Genomic DNA, 19,910 nt, shown 5'->3' with positions numbered 1-19,910 from the left:
AGGGAAGGCATCCCCGAACGGGTCAGAGCGCCAGGCCGATGGTCAGCAGCAGCCCGTACCCGAGCTGGAAGCGGCCCGTCTGCTGGAGCGTCGCGATGAGCGCCGGGCCCGTGGCGCCCGCCCGGACCGCCTTCACCGGGGCGACGGCGAGCGGGGCGGCGAGCAGCGCCAGCGCCGCGAACGGCTGCCAGGGCGCCAGTGCGGGGGCGATCAGCAGGGGCAGCACCAGGCAGAGGGTGTAGAGGACGCGGGTGCGGCGATCGCCGAGCACCACGGCCATGGTGCGCTTGCCCGCCGGGCCGTCGGTCACGATGTCGCGCAGGTTGTTGACCACGAGCATCGCGCAGGCCAGCAGGCCGGCCGGGACGGCCGCCGCCACCGCGAGCGGGGGCAGGTATTCGAGCTGGACGTACGTGGTGCCCGTCACGGCGACCAGACCGAAGAAGACGAACACCGAGATCTCGCCGAGCGCGCGGTAGCCGTACGGGTTGGAGCCGCCGGTGTAGAACCAGGCGGCGGCGATCGCCACGGCGCCGACCAGCAGCAGCCACCACGCCCCGGTGGCCACGACGAGCACCAGCCCCGCCACCGCGGCGGCGAGGAAGCACCCGAGGGCCGCGGCGAGGACCTGGCGGGGCGGCGCGGCACCCGAGCCGACCAGGCGCATCGGGCCGACCCGGCCCTCGTCGGTGCCGCGCACCCCGTCGCTGTAGTCGTTGGCGTAGTTGACGCCCACCTGGAGGGCGAGAGCCACGAACAGGGCCAGCAGGGCACGCCACCACACCCCTCCGCCGTATCCGACCGCGACTCCGGTGCCGATGGCGACGGGGACGACGGCGGCGGGAAGGGTGCGTGGACGTGCTCCGGCGATCCACTGGCTCGGGGTGGCCATAGGGGTGCGGTGTTCCTCTCCGGCTCTAGCTGATGTCGGTCGCCAGGCGGATCATCCGCACCGTACGGCCCATGTCGATGACCCGTTCGGCTCCGTCGGCACCCCAGCCGGCGGACTCCAGGAAGCCGAGCACCGCGTAGTTGTCGGCGAACACCCAGGTCACGATGGTGTGGTAGCCGTCGTCACGGAGGTAGTCGACGGTGGCGTTGAGCAGCCGGCTGCCGTGACCGCGCCGGACGTGGTCGGGGTCGATGAGGAAGGTGAGCATCTCGCCGGCGGTGGTCGGGTCGAGGTCGGGGTCCTCTGCCGGGGCGTGCGAGGCCAGGCCCGCGACCTTCTCGGCGCCCTGCATCGCCGCCATGGCCTCGATGCCGCCGGGGCCGAGCGCGGGGAAGGCGTCGGTGTCGAGGACCACCTGCTCCACGGCCACCAGCACGCGGTGCCGGGAGCTGGGCGGCGAGGTGATCGCGTCGTCCCACTGCTGCCGCCACATGTTCTCGGCCGCCGGGCCGGTCATCTGCTCCAGCGGTCCTTCGGGAAGGAAATCCCGGTAGCCGTACTTCCAGGCGCGGATCTGGGTGCTCGTCACCGCGGCGACATCCTCGTGCCGAGCCGCCCGCACGCCTACGTCTGCCATCTCGGCCCGCTCCTTCTCTGCCGTCTGCCGTCGCCTCGGAACGCGCTGTCTCGCGGATCTCGTGCCACGCGAGCGGGCATCAGGCGGGTGGATCCGTGAGTCAGGCTCTTACACCGTATCGGGGAATCCGACTCAGAGATGACGTGAACCCGGCTCCGTCTGCCGACGGGCCCGATATGCCCTTGTCTTTGTGCGGTTGCCGCAGACCCTCATGGAGCACCACGAGCGTGAACGGTTCTTGGAGGAGTCGACGAACGCCCACTGGCAGGTGCTCTCGGCGCAGACCTTCAGGCGCGACCACATCCCGCCCGCGTGGGTGCCCATCACGGCGGCGGCGATCTCGGCCAGCCCGCCGAGCACTCCCGTCACGACCGGTTCGAGCACCGGCCCGTCGGCGGTCAGGGTGACCTTGAGCGGGAGAGCGGCGAACGCTCGCGGCAGCCCGGCCCCGTGGCCGTCCGCATCGCCGGGACGGTCATGGTCGTGCCGGAGCGCCGCGCGGAGACCCTCGCGAAGGCCGACGGCCGTCGCCAGATCCGTCTCGTCGGCCACCTCTCCCGGCCGGATCAGGCCCCGTCCGCCGAGCCAGGCGGCCAGCGCCGCGGGGGTGGGGAGCGAGTCGGTGTCGCTCTCGACGTCGTAGGTGTTGACGAAGTCGATCACCAGGTCGGCGGGATTGCCCATGTCTTCACTCACCTCTTCGCAACCACTGTACGCCGTTAGGGGGTTGTAATTCCCTGCCTCTCCCACCGGGGCGAGAGGTCAGGAGGCGGCCAGGGCGGTGGCCAGTCTGCGGACGCCCTCGACCAGTTCGGCCGGGTGGACGGCCGCCGAGTGGGTCACCCTGATGCGGGGGCCGGGAGGCTCGGCCGGGTAGTAGATGCGCCCGGGGCTCACCAGGGCGCCCGCCCTCCTGGCGGCCTCCACCACGACGTCCTCGTCCTTCTCGGCGGGCAGCCGTATCCACAGGTGCAGGCCGCCACGGGGAACCAGGTGAATCTCGGCTGCGGGCATCCGGGCGGTCAGGGCGGCGGTGAGAGTGTCCCTGCGGAGCGTCAGCTCGGTGCTCAGCGTGGCCAGGTGGCGCCGCCAGGCGGACGAGCTGACGAACTCCAGGGCGGTCTCCTGGAGCGGCCTGGCCACGAAGAACGACTCCACGAGCTGGCTCGCCCTCAGGCGCCGGGCGGCGGGACCGCGGGCGACGACCCCGGCGAGGCGCATGCTGGGAGACAGGACCTTGGTCAGGGAGTTGATGTGCACGACCGTGCCATGGGCGTCCAGCGCGACCAGCGGGGGCGGTACGGGGGCCGTGGTGAAGTAACGGGCGTAGTCGTCCTCGATCACGAACGCCCCGGCGGCGCGGGCGATCGCCAGCACCTGCTCGCGTCGTTCGAGGGTCAGGGTCGCGCCGGTGGGGTTGTGCAGGGTCGGCTGGCAGAGGAAGACCCGCGCGCCGGTCACGGCGAACGCCTCCGCGAGGAGTTCGGGCCGGACCCCGCCGCGGTCCATGGGAACGGCCGTCGCGCGGAGCCCGGCCGCCCGCGCCGCGGCCAGCGCGCCCGGATAGGTGGGCGTCTCGACGAGGACGGGGGTCTGGGGGGCGGCGAGGGAGCGGAGGGCGTGGGTGAGCGCCGCCTGCCCGCCGCTGACGACGAGGACGTCCGAAGGGGTGACGTCGCCGCCCAGCTCCTGGGCGAACCACCTGCGCAGCTCGGCGGAGCCGGTCAGCGGTGGCATCTCCCAGATGTCGGGGCGGCGGAGCGCGCGGGAGGCGGCGGCTGACAGGGCCCTGGAGGGGCGCAGAGCCGGGTTGAGGTAGCCGCCGGTGAGTGGGATGACCCCGTCCGGCGGAGGGGTCAGCAGGCCGGTGACCCCGCTGTCGTCCACCACCCGGTCGCCGAGTGCCACCGTCTGCCAGGACATGTCGGCGCTGTCGGCGCCGTGGGTGACCGCCGGGGCGACGTAGGCGCCGCTGCCGGGCTTCGTGATCACCCGTCCCTCGGCGGAGAGCCTGCCGATCGCGCGCGACACGGTCACCGGACTCACGTTGTGCAGCCGGACCAGCTCGCGGCTCGACGGCAGCCTGTCGCCCGGACGGAGCCGCCCGATCTCCTCGCGGAGCGTGGCGGCCAATCGGGCAATACTGCTATCGTCATTCATGAGGGATAATAGTAGCGCTATCGTCTCGGATCGAGTAGCGGTCGACGACATCGGCGGAGCGGCCGGGGCACTGGGAACGGTGCCGTCCGAATCGCGAGGCACGGCGTGGCGGGGGACCCTGCTGGCGGGGCTGGGAGTGCTGGCGTTCTCCGGGTCGTTCCCGGCGACGGTCTTCGCGATGGAGGGCTTCGACCCCTACCTGGTGGCGGTCGGACGGGCCGCCATCGCGGCGGTCGCGGCGGCCGCCTTCCTGCTCGCCGCCAGGGTGCCGCTGCTGCCACCCAGGCCCCAGCTTCGGTCCTACCTCGTCATCGTGGTGGGCGTGGTGTTCGGCTTCCCCGTCTTCAGCGGCCTGGCCCTCAACACCGGGGCCTCCGCCTCGCACGCCGCCGTGGTGATCGGGTTGCTGCCGGCGGCCACCGCCGCCTGCGCCGTGCTGAGGGCGGGGGAGCGGCCCAGGGCGCTGTTCTGGATCTCCTGCGGCCTCGGTGCCGTGGCGATCACGGTCTTCACCCTCAGCATGGGGGGCGGTCACATCACCGGCGCCGACGTGCTGCTCGTCGGCGCGCTGCTGTCGGCCGCCGTCGGCTACACCGAGGGCGGGCGACTGGCCCGGGAGACCTCCGGCTGGCGGGTCATCTCCCACACCCTCGTCCTCGCCGCCCCGCTGACCGTGCCGATCACGGTGGTGCTGGCGCTGACCACCGACGTGCGGCCCGGCGCCGCGTCGCTGGCCGGGTTCGCGTACGTCGGCCTGGTCTCGATGTTCCTCGGCTTCATCCCCTGGTACGCGGGTCTGGCCATGGGCGGGATCGCCCGCGCCGGGCAGACCCAGCTCGCCCAGCCGCTGCTGACGATGCTCTGGGCCTGGCTGCTGCTCGACGAGTCGGTCGGACCGGTCACGATCGCGGCGGCACTGGTGGTCCTCGCGTGCGTGGCCCTGACGCAGCGATCCCGCTCCTGAGAACCGAGGTGGGCGGGCCCTGTTGTGCCGTCGGTGATTCGCCGGAGAATGGGGGCGGAACATCGGCTTCCGCTCTGGCCGGGTACGAGGATCCCGGCGGTGCGAGCGGAGGTCCTCCGACGGCGTAGGGAGACAACCCGTGGGCATGAACCTCGCGGTGGGAGACATGGTCGAGGACTTCGAGCTTCTCGACGAGACGGGCACGCGAAGGCGGCTCAGTGAGTTTCTGGCCAAGGGGCCGGTGGTGCTCTTCTTCTATCCGGCGGCCATGACGTCGGGGTGCACGGCCGAGAGCTGTCACTTCCGCGACCTGGCGGCGGACTTCGCCGCCGTGGGGGCGACCAGGATCGGAATCAGCCGTGACGGGGTCGACCGGCAGGCGAGGTTCGCCCAGGCCAACCAGCTGGGCTTTCCACTGCTGTCCGACCCGGACGGCGCGGTCGCCAGGCGCCTCGGTGCCCGCCGTACCATCGCGGTGGGGCCCTTCCTCACCCGCCGGATGACCTTCGTCATCGACGAGGACCACCGCCTCCTGGAAGTGATCCACAGTGAGACCCACATGGAGGCCCATGCGGACCGCGCCCTGGAGGTGCTGCGTTCCCGTCCGCACCCCTGACCTCTCGTCCGTCCGGGCGAAAGGCGCGGGCAGGGCGGTGGCCGAGGTCTCTCAGGGGTGCAGGGGGTGGGAGTAGACCAGGCGGAAGCGATCGCCGGGAATGATGATGTCACTGGTCTCCACCGGGCGGTCTCCGGCCCAGTGGGTGCGCTCGACGTGCAGGACGTTGACGCCCGCGGGCAGGGCGAGGGCGTCGCTCTCCGCGGGCTGCGGGACGCGGGTGTGGATCTGCTCCACGACCTCGGTGATCTTGACGCCGAAGGCGGACAGGCGGGCGATCAGGCTGCGCGGGTTCTCCTCGGTGACGGGCTCGCTGAACTCGGCGGGCTCGTAGGAGGTGGCCAGCTGGATCGGCTTGCCGTCGCCGCGGAAGAGGTAGCGGGTGCGGGTCAGCGGGGCGGATTCGTCCAGCCGGAGGCGGTGGGCGATGTCGGGGGTGGCGTCGGCGGGCTCGGCCCGCCAGTCCCAGGTGGCCCGGGTGCCCTGTGACTGGATGTCGGCCGCGAAGGGGGCGTGGTGGTCATGGAAGCGCCAGCGGTGCAGCGGGAGCAGCGCCGGCTGTTCCCGCACGTAGTGGCCCGAGCCGACGCGGCCGACGATCAGGCCTTCGGCGGTGAGCACGCGCAGCGCGTGCCTGGCGGCGGTCTCGCCCACGCCGTACTTCCTGGTCAGCTGGGCGCGAGAGGGGATCGGGGAGCCGGGGGGAAGGGAGCCGTCGACGATCTGGCGCCGGATGTCGGCGACGACGCGCAGGTAGACAGGATCGGAGCTTGCCACGTGTCCATCCCTGGGTTCTGGGGCGTTGTCCCATCCTGTCGTATTCGATGCGCAACGCAGGGTGATGGTGGAGATTTGGAACTCCAACTTTGCGCGCCGCTCCCAGAAGTGCCCAAAAATATCTCAGAGACCGTGTAACACCCGCGTAAGGAACGCCGATTCAACGGTAGAGGTCGTCGATGTGTGTACCCCCGAGCACATATCGGCGGCCTCTTTTTCCTTCAAGGAATTCCCTGTCGCCACCGAAGTGGACAAAAGTATCGTTAGTCATGTAATCGGGCGCGAAGCCCTGGATGTCGCTCCCGGCCCCTGATCGCCCCAGGTCATCTCGCTTCCGCCTGGATCGATGTGGACGGTTCCGGTCGCGTGGCGGGCCCGAAGCCCCGCGACGAGTGCGGATCGGAGTCCCTCGCCACGGTGTCGTATATCCGCGTGTACGGTGTGCAGCGGGCACCTCGGGGGGATGTTCACTCTTGGGCCCATCGGTGGACGGAGGTCAGGCGGGGTGGCGGGGTCCACCGTTTCAGCGGATCCAGGTAGCGTTCGGTCTATGGCAGCGCCAACTGGAACCTACGACGCCCCCTTCGGCCGCATGCTGACCGCCATGGTCACGCCGTTCACGAGTGACGGAGCGGTCGACTACGAGACAGCGCGTCGTCTGGCCACCTATCTGGTGGACGAGCAGCGCAACGACGGCCTCGTCGTGAGCGGCACCACGGGAGAGTCCCCGACGACCACGGACGAGGAGAAGGAGCGCCTGCTGCGCGCCGTCGTCGAGGCGGTCGGTGACCGCGCCACGGTCGTCGCCGGAGCCGGCACCAACGACACGCACCACAGTGTCGAGGTGGCCCGAGCCGCCGAGCGCGCCGGGGCCCATGGTCTCCTGCTGGTGACGCCGTACTACAGCAAGCCCCCCCAGGAGGGGATCTACCGTCACTTCTGTACAGTGGCAGACGCCACGGCCCTGCCGGCCATGCTCTACGACATCCCAGGTCGCAGCGGTGTGCCGATCCAGAGGGAGACGCTGACGCGGCTCGCCGGGCACGAGCGGATCGTCGCGGTGAAGGACGCCAAGGCCGACCTGTTCGAGGGGTCGCAGGTCATCGCGTCCACCGGCCTCGCCTACTACTCGGGTGACGACACGCTCAACCTGCCGTGGCTGTCGGTGGGGGCCGTGGGGTGTGTCAGCGTGATCGGCCACGTCGCGGGCGCGGAGATCGCCGCGATGATCGAGGCGTACCGCTCCGGGGACGCGGCGGGTGCGCTCGCCATCCACCGCCGGCTGCTCCCCGTGGTCTCCGGGATCATGATGCAGGCCGGTGGCGCGATCATGGCGAAGGCGGCGTTGAACCTGGTGGGACAGCCCGCGGGACCGATGCGGTCGCCTCTGGTGGAGGCAACCGCTGAGCAGCTCGGCAGGCTGCGCGAAGACTTGATCACGGGCGGTGTGAAGCTGCCCGACGAAGTTGTGACATGAGAGCGACGACCGCGGCCCTCACCGGCCGCATCCGGGAGGAACGAGAGTTTGCGAGAAAGAAGACACACTGGTCCGCTCGGGGACGGGGTGCTCGGCGAGGGAGTAGTCCTGCTGCCCACGGGGGCCTTTGCCGCATGTGAGACCGCTGAGAGAGGTGTGGCCTGATGAGTCACCCCCACCCCGAACTCGGGCCGCCGCCAACGCTGCCCGAAGGCGCCCTGCGCATCGTCGCGCTGGGCGGCCTCGGTGAGATCGGCCGCAACATGGCCGTGTTCGAGTACGAGGGCCGTCTGCTGATCGTCGACTGCGGGGTGCTGTTCCCCGAGCCCGACCAGCCCGGCATCGACCTGATCCTGCCCGACTTCGAGTACATCCGGGGCCGCCTGGACGACGTCGAGGCCGTGATCCTGACCCACGCGCACGAGGACCACATCGGTGCCGTGCCGTACCTGCTGCGCGAGCGTCGCGACATCCCGGTCGTGGGGTCCAAGCTGACGCTGGCGCTGATCGAGGCCAAGCTCACCGAGCACCGCATCCAGCCGGTCAAGCGCGAGGTCGTGGAGGGAGAGCGGCACCGGTTCGGGCCGTTCGAGTGCGAGTTCCTCGCCGTCAACCACTCCATCCCGGACGCGCTGGCCGTCGCGATCAGGACACCCGCGGGCATCGTCCTGCACACCGGTGACTTCAGGATGGACCAGTTACCCAGTGACGGGCGGCTGACCGACCTGGGCGGGTTCGCCAGGCTCGGCGCGGAGGGCGTCGACCTGCTGATGTCCGACTCGACCAACGCCGAGGTGCCGGGCTTCGTCACCAGTGAGCGGGAGATCGCGCCGGTCATCGACGAGGTCGTCCGCACGGCGGGCAAGCGCGTGATCGTGGCGAGCTTCGCCTCCCACATCCACCGCGTCCAGCAGGTCATCGACGCGGCTGAGAAGCACGGTCGCAAGGTCGCGCTGGTCGGTCGCTCGATGGTGCGCAACATGGGCGTCGCCCGCGACCTGGGCTATCTGAGGGTCTCGCCGGGGCTGATCGTCGACTCCAAGGAGATCGAGGGCTGGCCGCCGGAGGACGTGGTGCTGATCTGCACCGGGTCCCAGGGCGAGCCGATGGCGGCGCTGTCGCGGATGGCCAACCGCGATCACCCGATCCGGATCGCCGAGGGCGACACGGTTCTCCTGGCCTCCTCGCTGGTGCCGGGTAACGAGACCGCGGTCAACAACGTGATCAACGGCCTGTCCCGCTGGGGCGCCCGCGTGGTGCACAAGGGCAACGCGAAGGTGCACGTCTCAGGGCACGCCGCCGCGGGCGAGCTGCTGTACGTGCTCAACCTGACGCGACCGTCCAACTTCATGCCGGTGCACGGCGAGTGGCGCCACCTGCGGGCGCACGCCAAGCTCGCCGCGCTGACCGGGGTGCCGGACGACCACATCGTGATCGCCGAGGACGGTGTCGTGGTTGACCTGGTCGACGGCCGGGCCAAGATCGTGGGCGCGGTTCCCGCCGGTTACGTCTACGTGGACGGCACCTCGGTGGGCGACGTCACCGACTTCGCGCTGAAGGACCGCCGCATCCTGGGCGAGGAGGGCTTCATCTCCATCGTCATCGTGGTGGACACCGCCACCGGCAAGCTCGCCGGAGGCCCGGAGATCCACGCCAGGGGGTCCGGCATCGATCCGGCCATGTTCGACGACATCCTGCCGCAGGTGGAGCGGGCGCTGCAGGAGAACGCGGCCGACGGGGTGGTGGACATCCAGCAGGTCCGCCGCGTGGTCCGCAGGACCGTGGGGCGCTGGGTGAGCGACACCTACCGCCGCCGCCCGATGATCGTTCCGGTCGTCATCGAGGTCTGATCCTCAACTCCGTACGGCGGCCGCACCGGTCGTCGTACGGACGCGAGTGCCACCCTCCCCTCGCGCCGAGGCCTTGAAGACCACGGAGCCGGACTTGACGCGCTTGCATCTGTCGACCTGGGCGAGCAGGCCGGCCATGGCGCGGCGCGCGGCACCGGCGGAGCGGTAGATCACCAGTTGCTCGCCCCGGTGGAACTCGGGGGCGTGGTAGTCGGCCGTCCGCGTGGCCCGCCGGCCGCCGTCCACGGGCCTGCTCAGGTCGCACGGGTCGAATCCGAGGTTCCTGGTCAGCCTGTTGCTGATCTTCCACTCCTCCGCGTCCGGGTACCACAGCGGGGACGAGGCGGTCTACGCCGGCAAGCCGGAGGGGCGTGGGCCCTACCGGATGCCCTCCCGGATCGAGTCATAACTGCTCACGAGATATCAGCTGATTTTGTGAAAGGTCGGGCAAGGGGGGCACCTCTCCGGCGAGTCGGCGAGCAATCCACCACCCGTCTCGTTAACCTCCCTAGCATGGCCACCCGTACGTCTAAAGGCTCCTCAGGAAAGCCCCCCGGCAAGGGCTCCCCCGGCCGCTCGGGCGCCTCCCAGGCCCGTACGGCCCCCGCTCGGCGGGCGTCCGCCAACCGGGGGAGGGGTGCGGGTGCGGCCCGCAGGCCGGCCTCGCCGCAGCACGACCCGATCAGCTGGGTTCTCACCATGATCGGCAAGCTGTTCATGGGCATCTGGATGCTCCTCGCGGGAGGCATCGGCAGCGCCGCGCGGGCCCTGGGACAGAACGCACGCGAACTCGACCCCGTCCACCGCCGCGACGGGCTCGGCCTGGCGGTGTTCGCCGGGGCGATCGTGCTGGCGGCCATGACCTGGCGGGAGAGCACCGGCACGGTCTCCACGGTGGTCGACGAGGTCATGCGCGCCGTCTTCGGATCGCTGACCTGGCTGGTCCCGATCCTGCTCGTACTGCTGGCCTGGCGGCTGCTGCGTCACCCCGACCAGAACGCCGACACCGGCCGGATGATCATCGGGTGGTCCGCCCTCGCCATCGGTGTGCTCGGCGTCGTGCACGTCGTTCACGACACGCCGTACCCCTCGGGGGGCGGCTCGGACGGCATGGACAAGGTGGCGGCCGCCGGAGGCATGATCGGCTTCATCGTCTCGGCGCCCCCGGCGAGCATCCTGCCCTCCTTCATCACCATCCCACTGCTGCTGATCCTGTCGGGCTTCGGCATTCTGGTGATCACCGCCACCCCGGTGCACCGGGTTCCCGAGCGGCTGGCCGAGATCAGGCACATGCTCTTCAACCGCGATCTGCCCAGCGCGCCGCGGGCGTCCAGGAAGCGGCCCGCCACCCGCAAGAAGCCGGACTCCGGCGGGGCCGAGCTGGGCGACCACGTCAAGCCCTACGACACGCCCGTGGTCGCCGAGTCGCCGGGAGGGCTCGGCGGCCACTCCCCGGAGATCGTGCCCGGCCTGGTGGACGAGGCCGAACTCGCGCAGGTCAGGGCCGACGCGTCCGAGCCTCCCGACCCGACCCCGGCACCGCGCAAGGTCGAGCAGCTCGTCCTGTCCCCGCAGGCGGGCCCCTACACCCTGCCCGAGCCGCAGCTCCTGCGCCCCGGCACCGCCCCCAAGCCGCAGACGAAGGCCAACACGGTGGTCGTCAACGCGCTGACCAGCGTGATGGAGCAGTTCGCCATCGACGCCCAGGTGATCGGCTTCACCCGGGGGCCGACGGTGACGCGCTACGAGATCGAACTCGGCCCGGCGGTCAAGGTCGAGAAGGTCACCGCGCTCACCAAGAACATCGCCTACGCGGTCAAGTCGGCCGACGTCCGGATCCTGTCCCCGATCCCCGGCAAGTCGGCGATCGGCGTCGAGATCCCCAACACCGACAAGGACCTCGTCTCACTGGGCGACATCCTGCGCTCCCCGGTGGCCCAGGCGGACCACCACCCGATGATCGTCGGGCTGGGCAAGGACGTCGAGGGGCGCACGATAGTGGCCAACCTCGCCAAGATGCCGCACCTGCTCATCGCGGGTGCCACCGGCGCCGGAAAGTCGGTCTGTGTCAACGGTCTGATCACCTCGATCCTGATGCGGGCCACCCCCGACGAGGTCCGCATGGTCCTGGTCGACCCCAAGCGGGTCGAGCTCAGCGTCTACGAGGGCATTCCGCACCTCATCACGCCGATCATCACCAATCCCAAGAAGGCCGCCGAGGCCCTGGAATGGGTCGTCGGAGAGATGGACCGCCGCTACGACGACCTGGCCGCCAGCGGCTTCCGGCACGTCGACGACTTCAACAAGGCGGTGCGTACCGGCAAGCTGGTGCCGCCACCGGGCAGCGAGCGGGTCTACCAGCCCTACCCCTACCTGCTGGTGATCGTCGACGAGCTCGCCGACCTGATGATGGTCGCCCCGCGCGACGTCGAGGACTCCATCGTCCGCATCACCCAGCTCGCCCGCGCGGCCGGCATCCACCTGGTCATCGCGACCCAGCGCCCCTCGGTGGACGTGGTCACCGGGTTGATCAAGGCCAACGTCCCCTCCAGGCTGGCCTTCGCCACCTCCTCGCTGGCCGACTCCCGGGTCATCCTGGACCAGCCGGGCGCGGAGAAGCTCGTCGGCCAGGGCGACTCGCTCTTCCTGCCGATGGGCGCCAGCAAGCCCATACGGCTGCAGAACGCGTTCGTCTCCGAGAAGGAGATCGGCGAGATCGTCGGGCACTGCAAGGCCCAGATGGCCGCCGAGTACCGCGACGACGTGGCCGCCGTGGCGACCTCCAAGAAGGAGATCGACGAGGACATCGGCGACGACCTCGACCTGCTGATCCAGGCGGCCGAGCTCATCGTGACCACCCAGTTCGGTTCGACCTCGATGCTCCAGCGCAAGCTCAGGGTCGGTTTCGCCAAGGCGGGCCGTCTGATGGACCTGCTGGAGAGCAGGAACGTCGTCGGGCCCAGCGAGGGCTCGAAGGCCCGGGAGGTCATGGTCAAGCCCGACGAGCTTCCCGGCCTGCTGACCGACCTGCGTGGAGGATGACACACCGGGAGGGAACGGACCCCCCGCCGCACACCTCCCGTCCGGTTACTGATTGAATGGGGATCGCTACGCAACGTCGGGGGCTGAGGGGCGTGCGCCATGGGCATTGGAAGCGATCTGGCGGATGCCAGGCGGTCGATGGGGATGACCGTTGGGCAGTTGAGCGCGCGGACACGCATCCGCGAGGTGCTCATCCAGGCGATCGAGAGGAACGACTTCTCCCAGTGTGGGGGTGATTTTTACGCGCGGGGCCATATAAGAAACATCGCCAAGGTCGTCGGGCTCGATCCGGAGACGCTGGTGCACCGCTACGACGAGCAGCACGGGGGTGTCCCGCTGCCGGTGCGGGCCTCCAGCGTCTTCCAGGCCGACATGCCACTGAAGATCCGTGAGCGCCGCTCGCCCAACTGGACGACGGCCATGGCGGTGGCGCTGGGCATCGTGGTCATCTTCGGAGTGGTGCGGACCATGGGCGGGGGCGACACGCCCATAGCGGACGGCCACCCCGTGCCGGTGCCCGCCGCACTGCCGCCGCCGGCCGGCAGTGCTCCCGGCTCACCGGGCCGGGCGGCGTCCCTGGCCGAGAAGAAGCGCAAGGACATGGTCGTCCTCCAGGTCAGGGCGGAGCGCACCTCCTGGCTGGACGTGGAGGACGCGGGCGGCAAGAGGCTCTTCTCCGGAACGCTCAAGGAGGGCAAGACCTCGACCTGGAAGGCGAAGGACAGGATGAGGGTCACCTTCGGCGACGGGGGGGCGTTCACCCTGAAGGTGAACGGCAAGAACCTGGGTGCCCCGGGGAGCCCGGGGCAGATCGTCAACCGCTCCTACGACGCCCCCGCCGCCAAGGAGCGCTGACGCGGCGACCGGGAGTTCTGCCGGGGTCGCGGCGACGGCCCCGGCCAGGCTCGTGGATCACCCGGTCGGGTGAACGTCCCTGGTCGGCACGGTGGTCCTCACCTTCCGGACTCCCGTCTTCACGGCGGGATGTCCGGGGCGGACGGGGATGCGGCGGTGCTGGAGTGGGGGAGGTGCATCGGGTAGTGGCCAACTCCCGATACCGTAGTGTTCACCATGTCATCCCGCCGAACCGCATCGCTGATCACACTTGGTTGCGCACGCAACGAGGTCGACTCCGAAGAGCTCGCCGCTCGTCTTGAGGCTGCCGGCTGGCAGCTGGGCGACGACGATCCGGACGTCGTCGTCGTCAACACGTGTGGCTTCATCGACTCAGCGAAAAAGGACTCCATCGACACGCTGCTCGCCGCGGCCGACTCCGGGGCCAAGGTGGTCGCCGCGGGTTGCATGGCGGAGCGGTACGGTGACCAGCTCGCCGAGGCGCTGCCCGAGGCCGCGGCGGTCATCTCCTTCGACGACTACACCGAGATCGGCACCCGCCTCGACGACGTGCTGGCGGGCAGGCCGCTCGTCCCGCACAGCCCCCGTGACCGCAGGACCCTGCTGCCCATCTCGCCGGTGGAGCGTGCCGCCGCCCCCAAGACCGCCATTCCCGGCCACGGTGAGCTGCCCGAGGGCCTGGCACCCGCCAGTGGTCCCCGGCCGCTCCGCAAGCGCCTGGGCGAAGGGCCGGTGGCCTCGCTGAAGCTGGCCTCCGGCTGCGACCGGCGCTGCACGTTCTGTGCCATCCCCGCCTTCCGCGGGGCGTACGTCTCGCGCCGCTCCGAGGAACTCCTCGGTGAGGCCGCCTGGCTGGCCGAGCAGGGCGTCAAGGAACTGGTGCTGGTCAGCGAGAACTCCACCTCCTACGGCAAGGACCTGGGCGACCTGCGGGCGCTGGAGAAGCTGCTGCCCTCGCTCGCCGCGACCGAGGGCATCAAACGGGTGCGCGTCAGCTACCTGCAGCCCGCCGAGCTCCGCCCGGGGCTGCTGGAGATCATCTCCTCGACGGAGGGGGTGGCCCCCTACTTCGACCTGTCCTTCCAGCACGCCAGCGGTCCCGTGCTCCGCCGGATGCGCCGCTTCGGTGACCCCGCGCGCTTCCTCGACCTCCTGGAGTCGATCCGCGCCCACGCCCCCGAGGCGGGCGTGCGCTCCAACTTCATCGTGGGCTTCCCCGGCGAGACCGAGGAGGAGTTCGGTGAGCTGGTGGGCTTCCTGGAGCAGGCCAGGCTCGACGTGATCGGCATCTTCGGTTACTCCGACGAGGAGGGCACCGAGGCGGCCTCGCTCCCGGGCAAGCTTGACCAGGAGATCGTCGACGCCAGGGTGTCCGCGCTCACCGAGCTGGCCGAGGAGCTCATGGCCCAGCGGGCCGAGGAGCGGATCGGCACCGAGGTCGACGTCCTGATCGAGGAGGACCTGGGCGACGGCGGCTATGAGGGCCGCGCCGCCCACCAGGGGCCCGAGGTCGACGGCTCGGTGACGGTCCAGGGCATCGGGCTGGTCCCCGGCCAGATCGTCCGGGCCGTCGTGGTCGACTCGGAGGGGGTCGACCTGATCGCCCGGATCAAGGCGGCCCCATGAACGCGCCACCGGGCCGGGAGAGCGTATGACCAACACGCCAGAGACCGGCACCGACTCGACAGCGACACCCGCGCGCCCCAAGGTGAGCGCCTGGAACATCGCCAATGTCGTGACGGTGATACGACTGGCGATGGTTCCGTTCTTCGCGGCCTGCCTCTTCCTGCCGGGATCCGGCTGGAGGGTGGCCGCGCTGGTGGTCTTCTTGGTGGCCTCGCTCACCGACCTGCTCGACGGCGAGCTGGCCCGCCGCTACGGCCTGATCACCGATTTCGGGAAGATCGCCGATCCGATCGCCGACAAGGCCCTCATCGGTGCCGCACTGATCAGCCTGTCGGTGCTGGGGGAACTGCCCTGGTGGGTCACCGTCGTGATCCTGGGCAGGGAGCTGGGCGTCACCGCGCTGAGGTTCGCGGTGATCCGGCACGGCGTCATCCCGGCCAGTTACGGTGGGAAGGTGAAGACCGTCCTGCAGATCGCTGCGATCGTCTCCTACATCTGGCCGGATGTGCCCGACCCGATCCGCTGGGTCGTCATGGGAGCGGCGGCCGTCGTCACCGTCGGCACCGGTCTTGACTACGTGATCCGGGCGATCAAGCTCAGGCAGGTCGCGAAGCGGGCGCGGGCCGTATGAGCCACCGCCTGCTCGCGACGACCACGGTCCTCTCCCTTCTCGTCCGCGGGGGCGAGACGGTGGCGGTGGCCGAGTCACTGACCGCCGGGCTGATCGGAGCGGCCCTCACAGAGCCGCCGGGAGCCTCCGCGGCCTTCCTGGGAGGGGTCATCTCCTACTCCAGCGAGCTCAAGCAGCGGCTGCTGAACGTCCCCGCGGACCTGCTCGACCGCGAGGGCGCCGTGCACCCGCAGGTCGCCGCCGCCATGGCGACCGGGGTGCGCCTCCTGGCCGGCTCCACCTACGGTCTGGCCGTCACCGGTGTGGCCGGTCCCGAACCACAGGATGGTAAACCGGTCGGTACGGTTCATCTCGCCGTTAGCGGTCCGGACGGACGGGTATGGCACCGGGATCTGCAACTCGCGGGGACTCGTGAGCAGATCCGGGAATCGACGGTGAATGAGGCCGTAGACCTTCTCCGAGGTGTGCTGGAGGCGAACGTGGGGGAACATTCCGGGTGATTACCGCGTTACGTCCCCAGCGAACATGCTCCCCATGGTCTGCCGCGGTGTCGGTGGATACAGGTACGGTGGAACTGTGAGTGAGGTAAAGGTCAAGCGATGATGACGGCGAGGAGTATGTACCAAGGGTCGCGTTCGAAGAACGGGCGGCACGAACCGATAGCGCGGAGTGTCGCGAAGGCATCCGCGCCGGGGAGGGAGCGACAGATGGTCCTGCTGCGTCAGCTGCTCGGTGACGTGCTGCGGCGGCTGAGGGTGCGGCAGAGTCGCACCCTGCGTGAGGTGTCCACACTGGCTCGGGTTTCTCTTGGCTACTTGTCCGAGGTGGAGCGTGGGCAGAAGGAGGCCTCTTCAGAGCTGCTCGCGTCGATTTGCGGTGCCCTGGGCGTGCCGCTTTCACAGGTTCTCCGTGAGGTCTCCGACCAGTTCGCGTTGGCCGAACTCCAGCACGCTCCGGTGCTGGCGGGCGATGTCCCCGAGCGGGAGCGTCTGCCGATTCCCGAGACCGTGCCTGATTCCGTCTTCCCCGAGGTCAACGACATGGTCGCCGCCTAGCCGGTCGGTTCTTCCGGCTGGCAGTGACGGCACCAGACGATCAGCCGTTCCTGCGGCTGTGCACCCATCTCCCCGCGACTGATCCGATGCCCGCAGCGCAGGCAAGGCCGCCCGGCCCTGCCGTAGACCCAGGTGCCCCGTCCCGGACGGAGGTCGCCCGTCGTGGTCCTGCTCGGGCGCTCCTTGTTCGCGTCCATCAACCGTCGCGCGAGCGAAACGATCGCCTCCAGATCCTTTACCGCACCCACCGGTCGCCACGGCCACACCCCGGTGAGAAAAAGCGTCTCGGCGCGATAGATGGTGCCGATTCCCGCCAGGTTGCGCTGATCGAGCAGCGCGACCCCGATGCTCGTCTCAGGCCGCCGCGCCAGCCGCCGTACGGCTTCGGCCTCGTCCCAGTCCTCTCCGAGCAGGTCGGGTCCGAGATGCCCGACGAGTCGCCCCTCCTCCTCGGCTCGGACCAGGTCGACCATGCCCAGCCGGAACCCCACCGCCTGCCACTCCGCGTTGGCCAGCACCAGGCGGACGACGTCGCCCCGGGGCAGTCCCCGTCCCGAGGGCGAGATCTGCCAGCTCCCGTCCATCCTCAGATGGGTGTGGACGGTCAGGTCACCTTCGACGCGGGTGAGCAGGTGTTTGCCGCGTGAGACGGTCTCCAGCACCGCACGCCCGGTGAGATCGGCCGTGGAGTGGCGCGGCACACGGAAGTCCGAGCGGGTCAGCGTCCGCCCGTCGAGTGCCCGGCAGAGCCGCAGTGCGGCCTGGTGGACGACGTCACCCTCGGGCATGGCACCCGCCGGGAGACACGTGCCGGCCGCGGCTGGGCGGTACCGGCACGATCACGGGGGACGTCGCGGGCGGCACGGTCAGTCCCAGGCCGCGGGATCGGCGGACAGGCTGCGAACCCGCTCGGGAAGGGCCCCGGTGGCCACGTTCTCAAGCGTGACCTCTTCCAGGATCGCCCGCTCACTGGCGCGCAGCGCGATCCAGACCTGCTGCAGCGACTCGGCGGGACCCCGGTAGCCGACGTGCTCGGGCCGCTCCCCTCTGACGTTGGCAAGCGGGCCGTCAACGGCACGGATCACATCGGCCAGGCTGATCTCGGCGGGCGGGCGGGCCAGCACGTAGCCCCCCTCGGGGCCACGCTGGCCGCGGACCAGCCCGGCGCGGCGCATTTGGAGCAGGATGTTCTCAAGATACTTGGGAGGCATGTCCTGCTCTTTGGCCAGCTCCCCTACCGTGGTGGGGCCATCACCTGCGGCGGCGAGTTCGGCGGCGGCACGGAGGGCATAGTCGACACGAGCGGATAGGCGCATGTAACCGATTATCCCGCCTGCTATTGGTTACTTACGCGCGAGGTCCACTGAGAGGTCGAACGGCGTCCGTCGCCCTCGGTGAGGACGGGGCCGTACGGCGACGCGCCGGTGGGTCCCGGCGCGTGCACGACGTAGCGGTGGGGGGCCATCGCGGAGGTGCGGCCCGGCAGCAGGGCGAGGCAGGCCGCGTGGATCTCCTCGGCGGTTCCTGAGGTGACGTGGCAGGTCAGAAGCCCGTCCGGAGTGCGTGCCACGAGATGGGGCCTTCCCTGGACCGCCTCACCGACGAGCCGCTCCACTGCGCGGAGGCTCACCCAGCAGGAGTCGGTGTAGATCCAGTCCGCATCACGCTCGATAGGCGAAATTCCCGATATATTCGTAATGTCGCAAGCTTGGACATCCCCGTCTCCGGCCGCGATCAGGAGCCGGGCGAGCCCGGTCCCGAAGCCCTCCGCCTGCTCCCGGCTCATCACTCGCGGATCGATCCAGAGCGTCAGATCCACCACCTCCTCCAGCCGGTTGGCCCAGAGCGCGAGGTGTGCGGGAAGCGAGGCCTCCGGCAGCCAGTCGCACTCGACCTCGGCGGCGGGCGCCGGTTCCGGCTCGGAGGCGGTGACACCGCTCATGTCGTTGAAGACGCAGTCACGGGCGAAGTTCACACCCCGCTCGGCGTTGACCGCCTCGATCACCTCCCAGAGCGCGGTGGAGTCGAAACGGCTGTGCTGGTACGCGGAGAGGGAGGCGCCGCGGAAGCGGCGGACGGCCTCGTCGAAGGTGGGGGCGTCCAGCTCCGCGGTGATCAGCGCGTCCTGGGCCAGCGGCCCGACGTAGTCGCGCAGCTCGGGCCGTACCCGGTTGCTCGCCAGCGACGCGATCACGCAGGTTCGCTGCGTGTTCCACAGGCCGATCAGGACGCCCAGCGCGGCGAGTGTGATCGCCGAGCGGCTGGCCCCCGTGCGGCTCGCGATGGCTCCCAGCGCCTTGGCCGCCGGCGCCGAGCGGACCCGCAACCGGGGGCGGATCGCGTCGGCGTCGGCGCTCTCGTCGACCGTGAACATCGACTGCGGTGCCCGCCGCAGGCCGCTCTCCCAGTACCGCAGCGCCGCCTCGGTCCGGCGCAGGGCCGCGGGGGTGCTCTCGGCGGCCGCGAGGTCCAGTGGTTGCATCGGGTACGGCGCCGGTACGGCGATTCCCCGGATCAGGCGCTCCCACTCCCTCATGAGGGTGGCCAGGCCGATGGCGTCGACCGAGGTGTGGGGCAGGACGAACACCACCAGGCGAGGGTCCTCGCCCTCGGTGATCACGGCGACCCGGATCGGAAGCTCGCCCTCCAGATCGAACCGGGTGCCCTGCATTCGCAGGCCCACATCCTCGGCGACCTCGTCCGCAAGGCCGGTCCCGGCACTGTGCACCCCGACGGGCAGCGAGCCGGAACCGGCCACGACCTGGACGCCGGAGTGGATGGTGGCCCGCAGTCCCTCGTGCCGGGAGAGCAGCCGCCCGATCGCCTCGGCGACGGCGGGCAGGGACCTTCTCCCGGGGAGGCGCCTGGTGACGCGGAAGTTCATGTGCAGCGGCGGGTCGCGGAGCACGCAACGCGCCATGTTGGCCTGGCCCATGGTCACGGGCCCCTGCCGGGCCTGTGGCCCCGTGTAGTCGGCCGCGATGCTCATGACGGTATCCATGTCGAGACCTGCCTCGTCACCGGTCGGCCAGGGGCTTACTGAAAAGAACCTTTACCGTTTCCGGGAGTGTTCCACGCGCCGTGTCGACGTCGCAAGCCCTTGATTTTCTGGATTCGCGGTGGTTCGCCGACTCCTGGGCGACGGTGTGCGGGCGGCACGCGAGAACCGGAGGGGGCCATCCTGGAGGACGGGGCGGTAGGCGGGGCCGCGGCGTGGCGGGGGACCCTCGTGCACCTCCGCCGGGCCTACGCCGGGCTAAACTATCAGGAAGTCTTATTAATGAATAGAACCGTTATTCTTGCTTGAATGTGATTGCGACGGGGAAGC

19 protein-coding genes are annotated in these 19,910 nt (G+C 70.2%); 10 read left to right on the top strand and 9 right to left on the bottom strand.

Annotated features, from left to right (window positions below; genetic code table 11):
• Positions 1-22: 22 nt before the first annotated feature.
• From ABZ260_RS05715 to ABZ260_RS05700, 4 genes are all read right to left on the bottom strand, one after another.
• Entirely contained in the window at positions 23-892 is an 870-nt protein-coding gene (locus tag ABZ260_RS05715; protein WP_350913051.1) for a 1,4-dihydroxy-2-naphthoate polyprenyltransferase, read from the bottom strand.
• 25 nt (positions 893-917) lie between these two features.
• Positions 918-1,529 carry a GNAT family N-acetyltransferase gene (locus tag ABZ260_RS05710; RefSeq protein WP_350913053.1) on the bottom strand — a complete coding sequence of 204 codons (612 nt, stop codon included), beginning with the start codon at positions 1,527-1,529 and terminating at the stop codon, positions 918-920.
• Positions 1,530-1,661: 132 nt separating this feature from the next.
• Complete coding sequence (locus ABZ260_RS05705; RefSeq protein ID WP_355613365.1) at positions 1,662-2,225, bottom strand: CGNR zinc finger domain-containing protein; 564 nt, start codon at positions 2,223-2,225, stop codon at positions 1,662-1,664.
• 66 nt (positions 2,226-2,291) lie between these two features.
• Positions 2,292-3,689: a PLP-dependent aminotransferase family protein gene (locus ABZ260_RS05700; RefSeq protein WP_355613363.1), complete on the bottom strand. Its 1,398-nt coding sequence runs from the start codon at positions 3,687-3,689 to the stop codon at positions 2,292-2,294.
• Between ABZ260_RS05700 and ABZ260_RS05695 the strand changes: the two genes are divergently transcribed.
• Positions 3,688-4,653, top strand: a complete 966-nt coding sequence (locus ABZ260_RS05695) for a DMT family transporter (protein WP_355613361.1) — start codon at positions 3,688-3,690, stop codon at positions 4,651-4,653. The genes ABZ260_RS05700 and ABZ260_RS05695 overlap by 2 nt on opposite strands.
• Positions 4,654-4,798: 145 nt before the next feature.
• Positions 4,799-5,269, top strand: coding sequence for a peroxiredoxin (locus tag ABZ260_RS05690; RefSeq protein ID WP_355613376.1), 471 nt, complete (start codon positions 4,799-4,801; stop codon positions 5,267-5,269).
• Between the two features lie 51 nt (positions 5,270-5,320).
• Here the strand turns inward: ABZ260_RS05690 and ABZ260_RS05685 are convergent, their stop codons facing one another.
• Positions 5,321-6,046, bottom strand: a complete 726-nt coding sequence (locus tag ABZ260_RS05685; protein WP_355561283.1) for a GntR family transcriptional regulator — start codon at positions 6,044-6,046, stop codon at positions 5,321-5,323.
• Between the two features lie 550 nt (positions 6,047-6,596).
• On the opposite strand from ABZ260_RS05685, the gene dapA reads away from it, so the two are divergent.
• Together dapA and ABZ260_RS05675 are read left to right on the top strand one after the other, a co-directional pair.
• Positions 6,597-7,523 (top strand): 4-hydroxy-tetrahydrodipicolinate synthase, encoded by a 927-nt coding sequence (gene dapA / locus ABZ260_RS05680; protein ID WP_355613359.1) that lies wholly within the window; start codon positions 6,597-6,599, stop codon positions 7,521-7,523.
• Between the two features lie 164 nt (positions 7,524-7,687).
• The gene (locus ABZ260_RS05675) at positions 7,688-9,373 is read left to right on the top strand and encodes a ribonuclease J (RefSeq protein WP_355561279.1); all 1,686 of its coding nucleotides are present in this window, start codon (positions 7,688-7,690) and stop codon (positions 9,371-9,373) included.
• A 3-nt stretch (positions 9,374-9,376) separates the two neighbouring features.
• On the opposite strand, the gene ABZ260_RS05670 is transcribed toward ABZ260_RS05675, so the two are convergent.
• On the bottom strand, positions 9,377-9,619 hold the full coding sequence (locus tag ABZ260_RS05670) for a hypothetical protein (RefSeq protein WP_355613357.1): 243 nt from the start codon (positions 9,617-9,619) through the stop codon (positions 9,377-9,379).
• Between the two features lie 267 nt (positions 9,620-9,886).
• On the opposite strand from ABZ260_RS05670, the gene ABZ260_RS05665 reads away from it, so the two are divergent.
• The 6 genes from ABZ260_RS05665 (at position 9,887) to ABZ260_RS05640 (ending at position 16,582) form a co-directional block, all read left to right on the top strand.
• Positions 9,887-12,415: a DNA translocase FtsK gene (locus tag ABZ260_RS05665; protein ID WP_355613355.1), complete on the top strand. Its 2,529-nt coding sequence runs from the start codon at positions 9,887-9,889 to the stop codon at positions 12,413-12,415.
• A 99-nt stretch (positions 12,416-12,514) separates the two neighbouring features.
• Positions 12,515-13,270, top strand: a complete 756-nt coding sequence (locus ABZ260_RS05660) for a helix-turn-helix domain-containing protein (protein ID WP_350913074.1) — start codon at positions 12,515-12,517, stop codon at positions 13,268-13,270.
• Positions 13,271-13,486: 216 nt separating this feature from the next.
• Positions 13,487-14,896: a 30S ribosomal protein S12 methylthiotransferase RimO gene (gene rimO, locus ABZ260_RS05655; RefSeq protein ID WP_350955656.1), complete on the top strand. Its 1,410-nt coding sequence runs from the start codon at positions 13,487-13,489 to the stop codon at positions 14,894-14,896.
• 25 nt (positions 14,897-14,921) lie between these two features.
• Positions 14,922-15,527: a CDP-diacylglycerol--glycerol-3-phosphate 3-phosphatidyltransferase gene (pgsA, locus tag ABZ260_RS05650; RefSeq protein WP_355613353.1), complete on the top strand. Its 606-nt coding sequence runs from the start codon at positions 14,922-14,924 to the stop codon at positions 15,525-15,527.
• Positions 15,524-16,027 (top strand): nicotinamide-nucleotide amidohydrolase family protein, encoded by a 504-nt coding sequence (locus ABZ260_RS05645; RefSeq protein ID WP_355613351.1) that lies wholly within the window; start codon positions 15,524-15,526, stop codon positions 16,025-16,027. The genes pgsA and ABZ260_RS05645 overlap by 4 nt, the downstream gene beginning before the upstream one ends.
• Before the next feature lie 207 nt (positions 16,028-16,234).
• Positions 16,235-16,582 carry a helix-turn-helix transcriptional regulator gene (locus ABZ260_RS05640; protein ID WP_030904158.1) on the top strand — a complete coding sequence of 116 codons (348 nt, stop codon included), beginning with the start codon at positions 16,235-16,237 and terminating at the stop codon, positions 16,580-16,582.
• On the opposite strand, the gene ABZ260_RS05635 is transcribed toward ABZ260_RS05640, so the two are convergent.
• From ABZ260_RS05635 to ABZ260_RS05625, 3 genes are all read right to left on the bottom strand, one after another.
• On the bottom strand, positions 16,579-17,370 hold the full coding sequence (locus ABZ260_RS05635) for a DNA-formamidopyrimidine glycosylase family protein (protein ID WP_355613349.1): 792 nt from the start codon (positions 17,368-17,370) through the stop codon (positions 16,579-16,581). The two genes, ABZ260_RS05640 and ABZ260_RS05635, sit on opposite strands and share 4 nt — an antisense overlap.
• 78 nt (positions 17,371-17,448) lie before the next feature.
• Positions 17,449-17,898, bottom strand: a complete 450-nt coding sequence (locus ABZ260_RS05630) for an Rrf2 family transcriptional regulator (RefSeq protein WP_326637143.1) — start codon at positions 17,896-17,898, stop codon at positions 17,449-17,451.
• Positions 17,899-17,918: 20 nt separating this feature from the next.
• Positions 17,919-19,571 carry a condensation domain-containing protein gene (locus ABZ260_RS05625; protein ID WP_355613347.1) on the bottom strand — a complete coding sequence of 551 codons (1,653 nt, stop codon included), beginning with the start codon at positions 19,569-19,571 and terminating at the stop codon, positions 17,919-17,921.
• Between the last annotated feature and the right edge of the window lie 339 nt (positions 19,572-19,910).

This window comes from Streptosporangium sp. NPDC006013 (genome assembly GCF_040614275.1).
Taxonomy (GTDB): domain Bacteria; phylum Actinomycetota; class Actinomycetes; order Streptosporangiales; family Streptosporangiaceae; genus Streptosporangium.
This window is presented reverse-complemented; position numbering and strand designations above follow the sequence as displayed.

Bases quoted from the DNA above. Each gene is read 5' to 3' on its own strand.
- ABZ260_RS05710 (WP_350913053.1), bottom strand. From the start codon at position 1,529: ATGGCAGACGTAGGCGTGCGGGCGGCTCGGCACGAGGATGTCGCCGCG.
- ABZ260_RS05700 (WP_355613363.1), bottom strand. From the start codon at position 3,689: ATGAATGACGATAGCAGTATTGCCCGATTGGCCGCCACGCTCCGCGAG.
- ABZ260_RS05635 (WP_355613349.1), bottom strand. From the start codon at position 17,370: ATGCCCGAGGGTGACGTCGTCCACCAGGCCGCACTGCGGCTCTGCCGG.
- ABZ260_RS05625 (WP_355613347.1), bottom strand. From the start codon at position 19,571: ATGAGCATCGCGGCCGACTACACGGGGCCACAGGCCCGGCAGGGGCCC.
- ABZ260_RS05630 (WP_326637143.1), bottom strand. From the start codon at position 17,898: ATGCGCCTATCCGCTCGTGTCGACTATGCCCTCCGTGCCGCCGCCGAA.
- dapA (WP_355613359.1), top strand. From the start codon at position 6,597: ATGGCAGCGCCAACTGGAACCTACGACGCCCCCTTCGGCCGCATGCTG.
- pgsA (WP_355613353.1), top strand. From the start codon at position 14,922: ATGACCAACACGCCAGAGACCGGCACCGACTCGACAGCGACACCCGCG.
- ABZ260_RS05675 (WP_355561279.1), top strand. From the start codon at position 7,688: ATGAGTCACCCCCACCCCGAACTCGGGCCGCCGCCAACGCTGCCCGAA.
- ABZ260_RS05660 (WP_350913074.1), top strand. From the start codon at position 12,515: ATGGGCATTGGAAGCGATCTGGCGGATGCCAGGCGGTCGATGGGGATG.
- ABZ260_RS05645 (WP_355613351.1), top strand. From the start codon at position 15,524: ATGAGCCACCGCCTGCTCGCGACGACCACGGTCCTCTCCCTTCTCGTC.
- ABZ260_RS05640 (WP_030904158.1), top strand. From the start codon at position 16,235: ATGGTCCTGCTGCGTCAGCTGCTCGGTGACGTGCTGCGGCGGCTGAGG.
- ABZ260_RS05690 (WP_355613376.1), top strand. From the start codon at position 4,799: ATGAACCTCGCGGTGGGAGACATGGTCGAGGACTTCGAGCTTCTCGAC.
- rimO (WP_350955656.1), top strand. From the start codon at position 13,487: ATGTCATCCCGCCGAACCGCATCGCTGATCACACTTGGTTGCGCACGC.
- ABZ260_RS05665 (WP_355613355.1), top strand. From the start codon at position 9,887: ATGGCCACCCGTACGTCTAAAGGCTCCTCAGGAAAGCCCCCCGGCAAG.
- ABZ260_RS05695 (WP_355613361.1), top strand. From the start codon at position 3,688: ATGAGGGATAATAGTAGCGCTATCGTCTCGGATCGAGTAGCGGTCGAC.
- ABZ260_RS05715 (WP_350913051.1), bottom strand. From the start codon at position 892: ATGGCCACCCCGAGCCAGTGGATCGCCGGAGCACGTCCACGCACCCTT.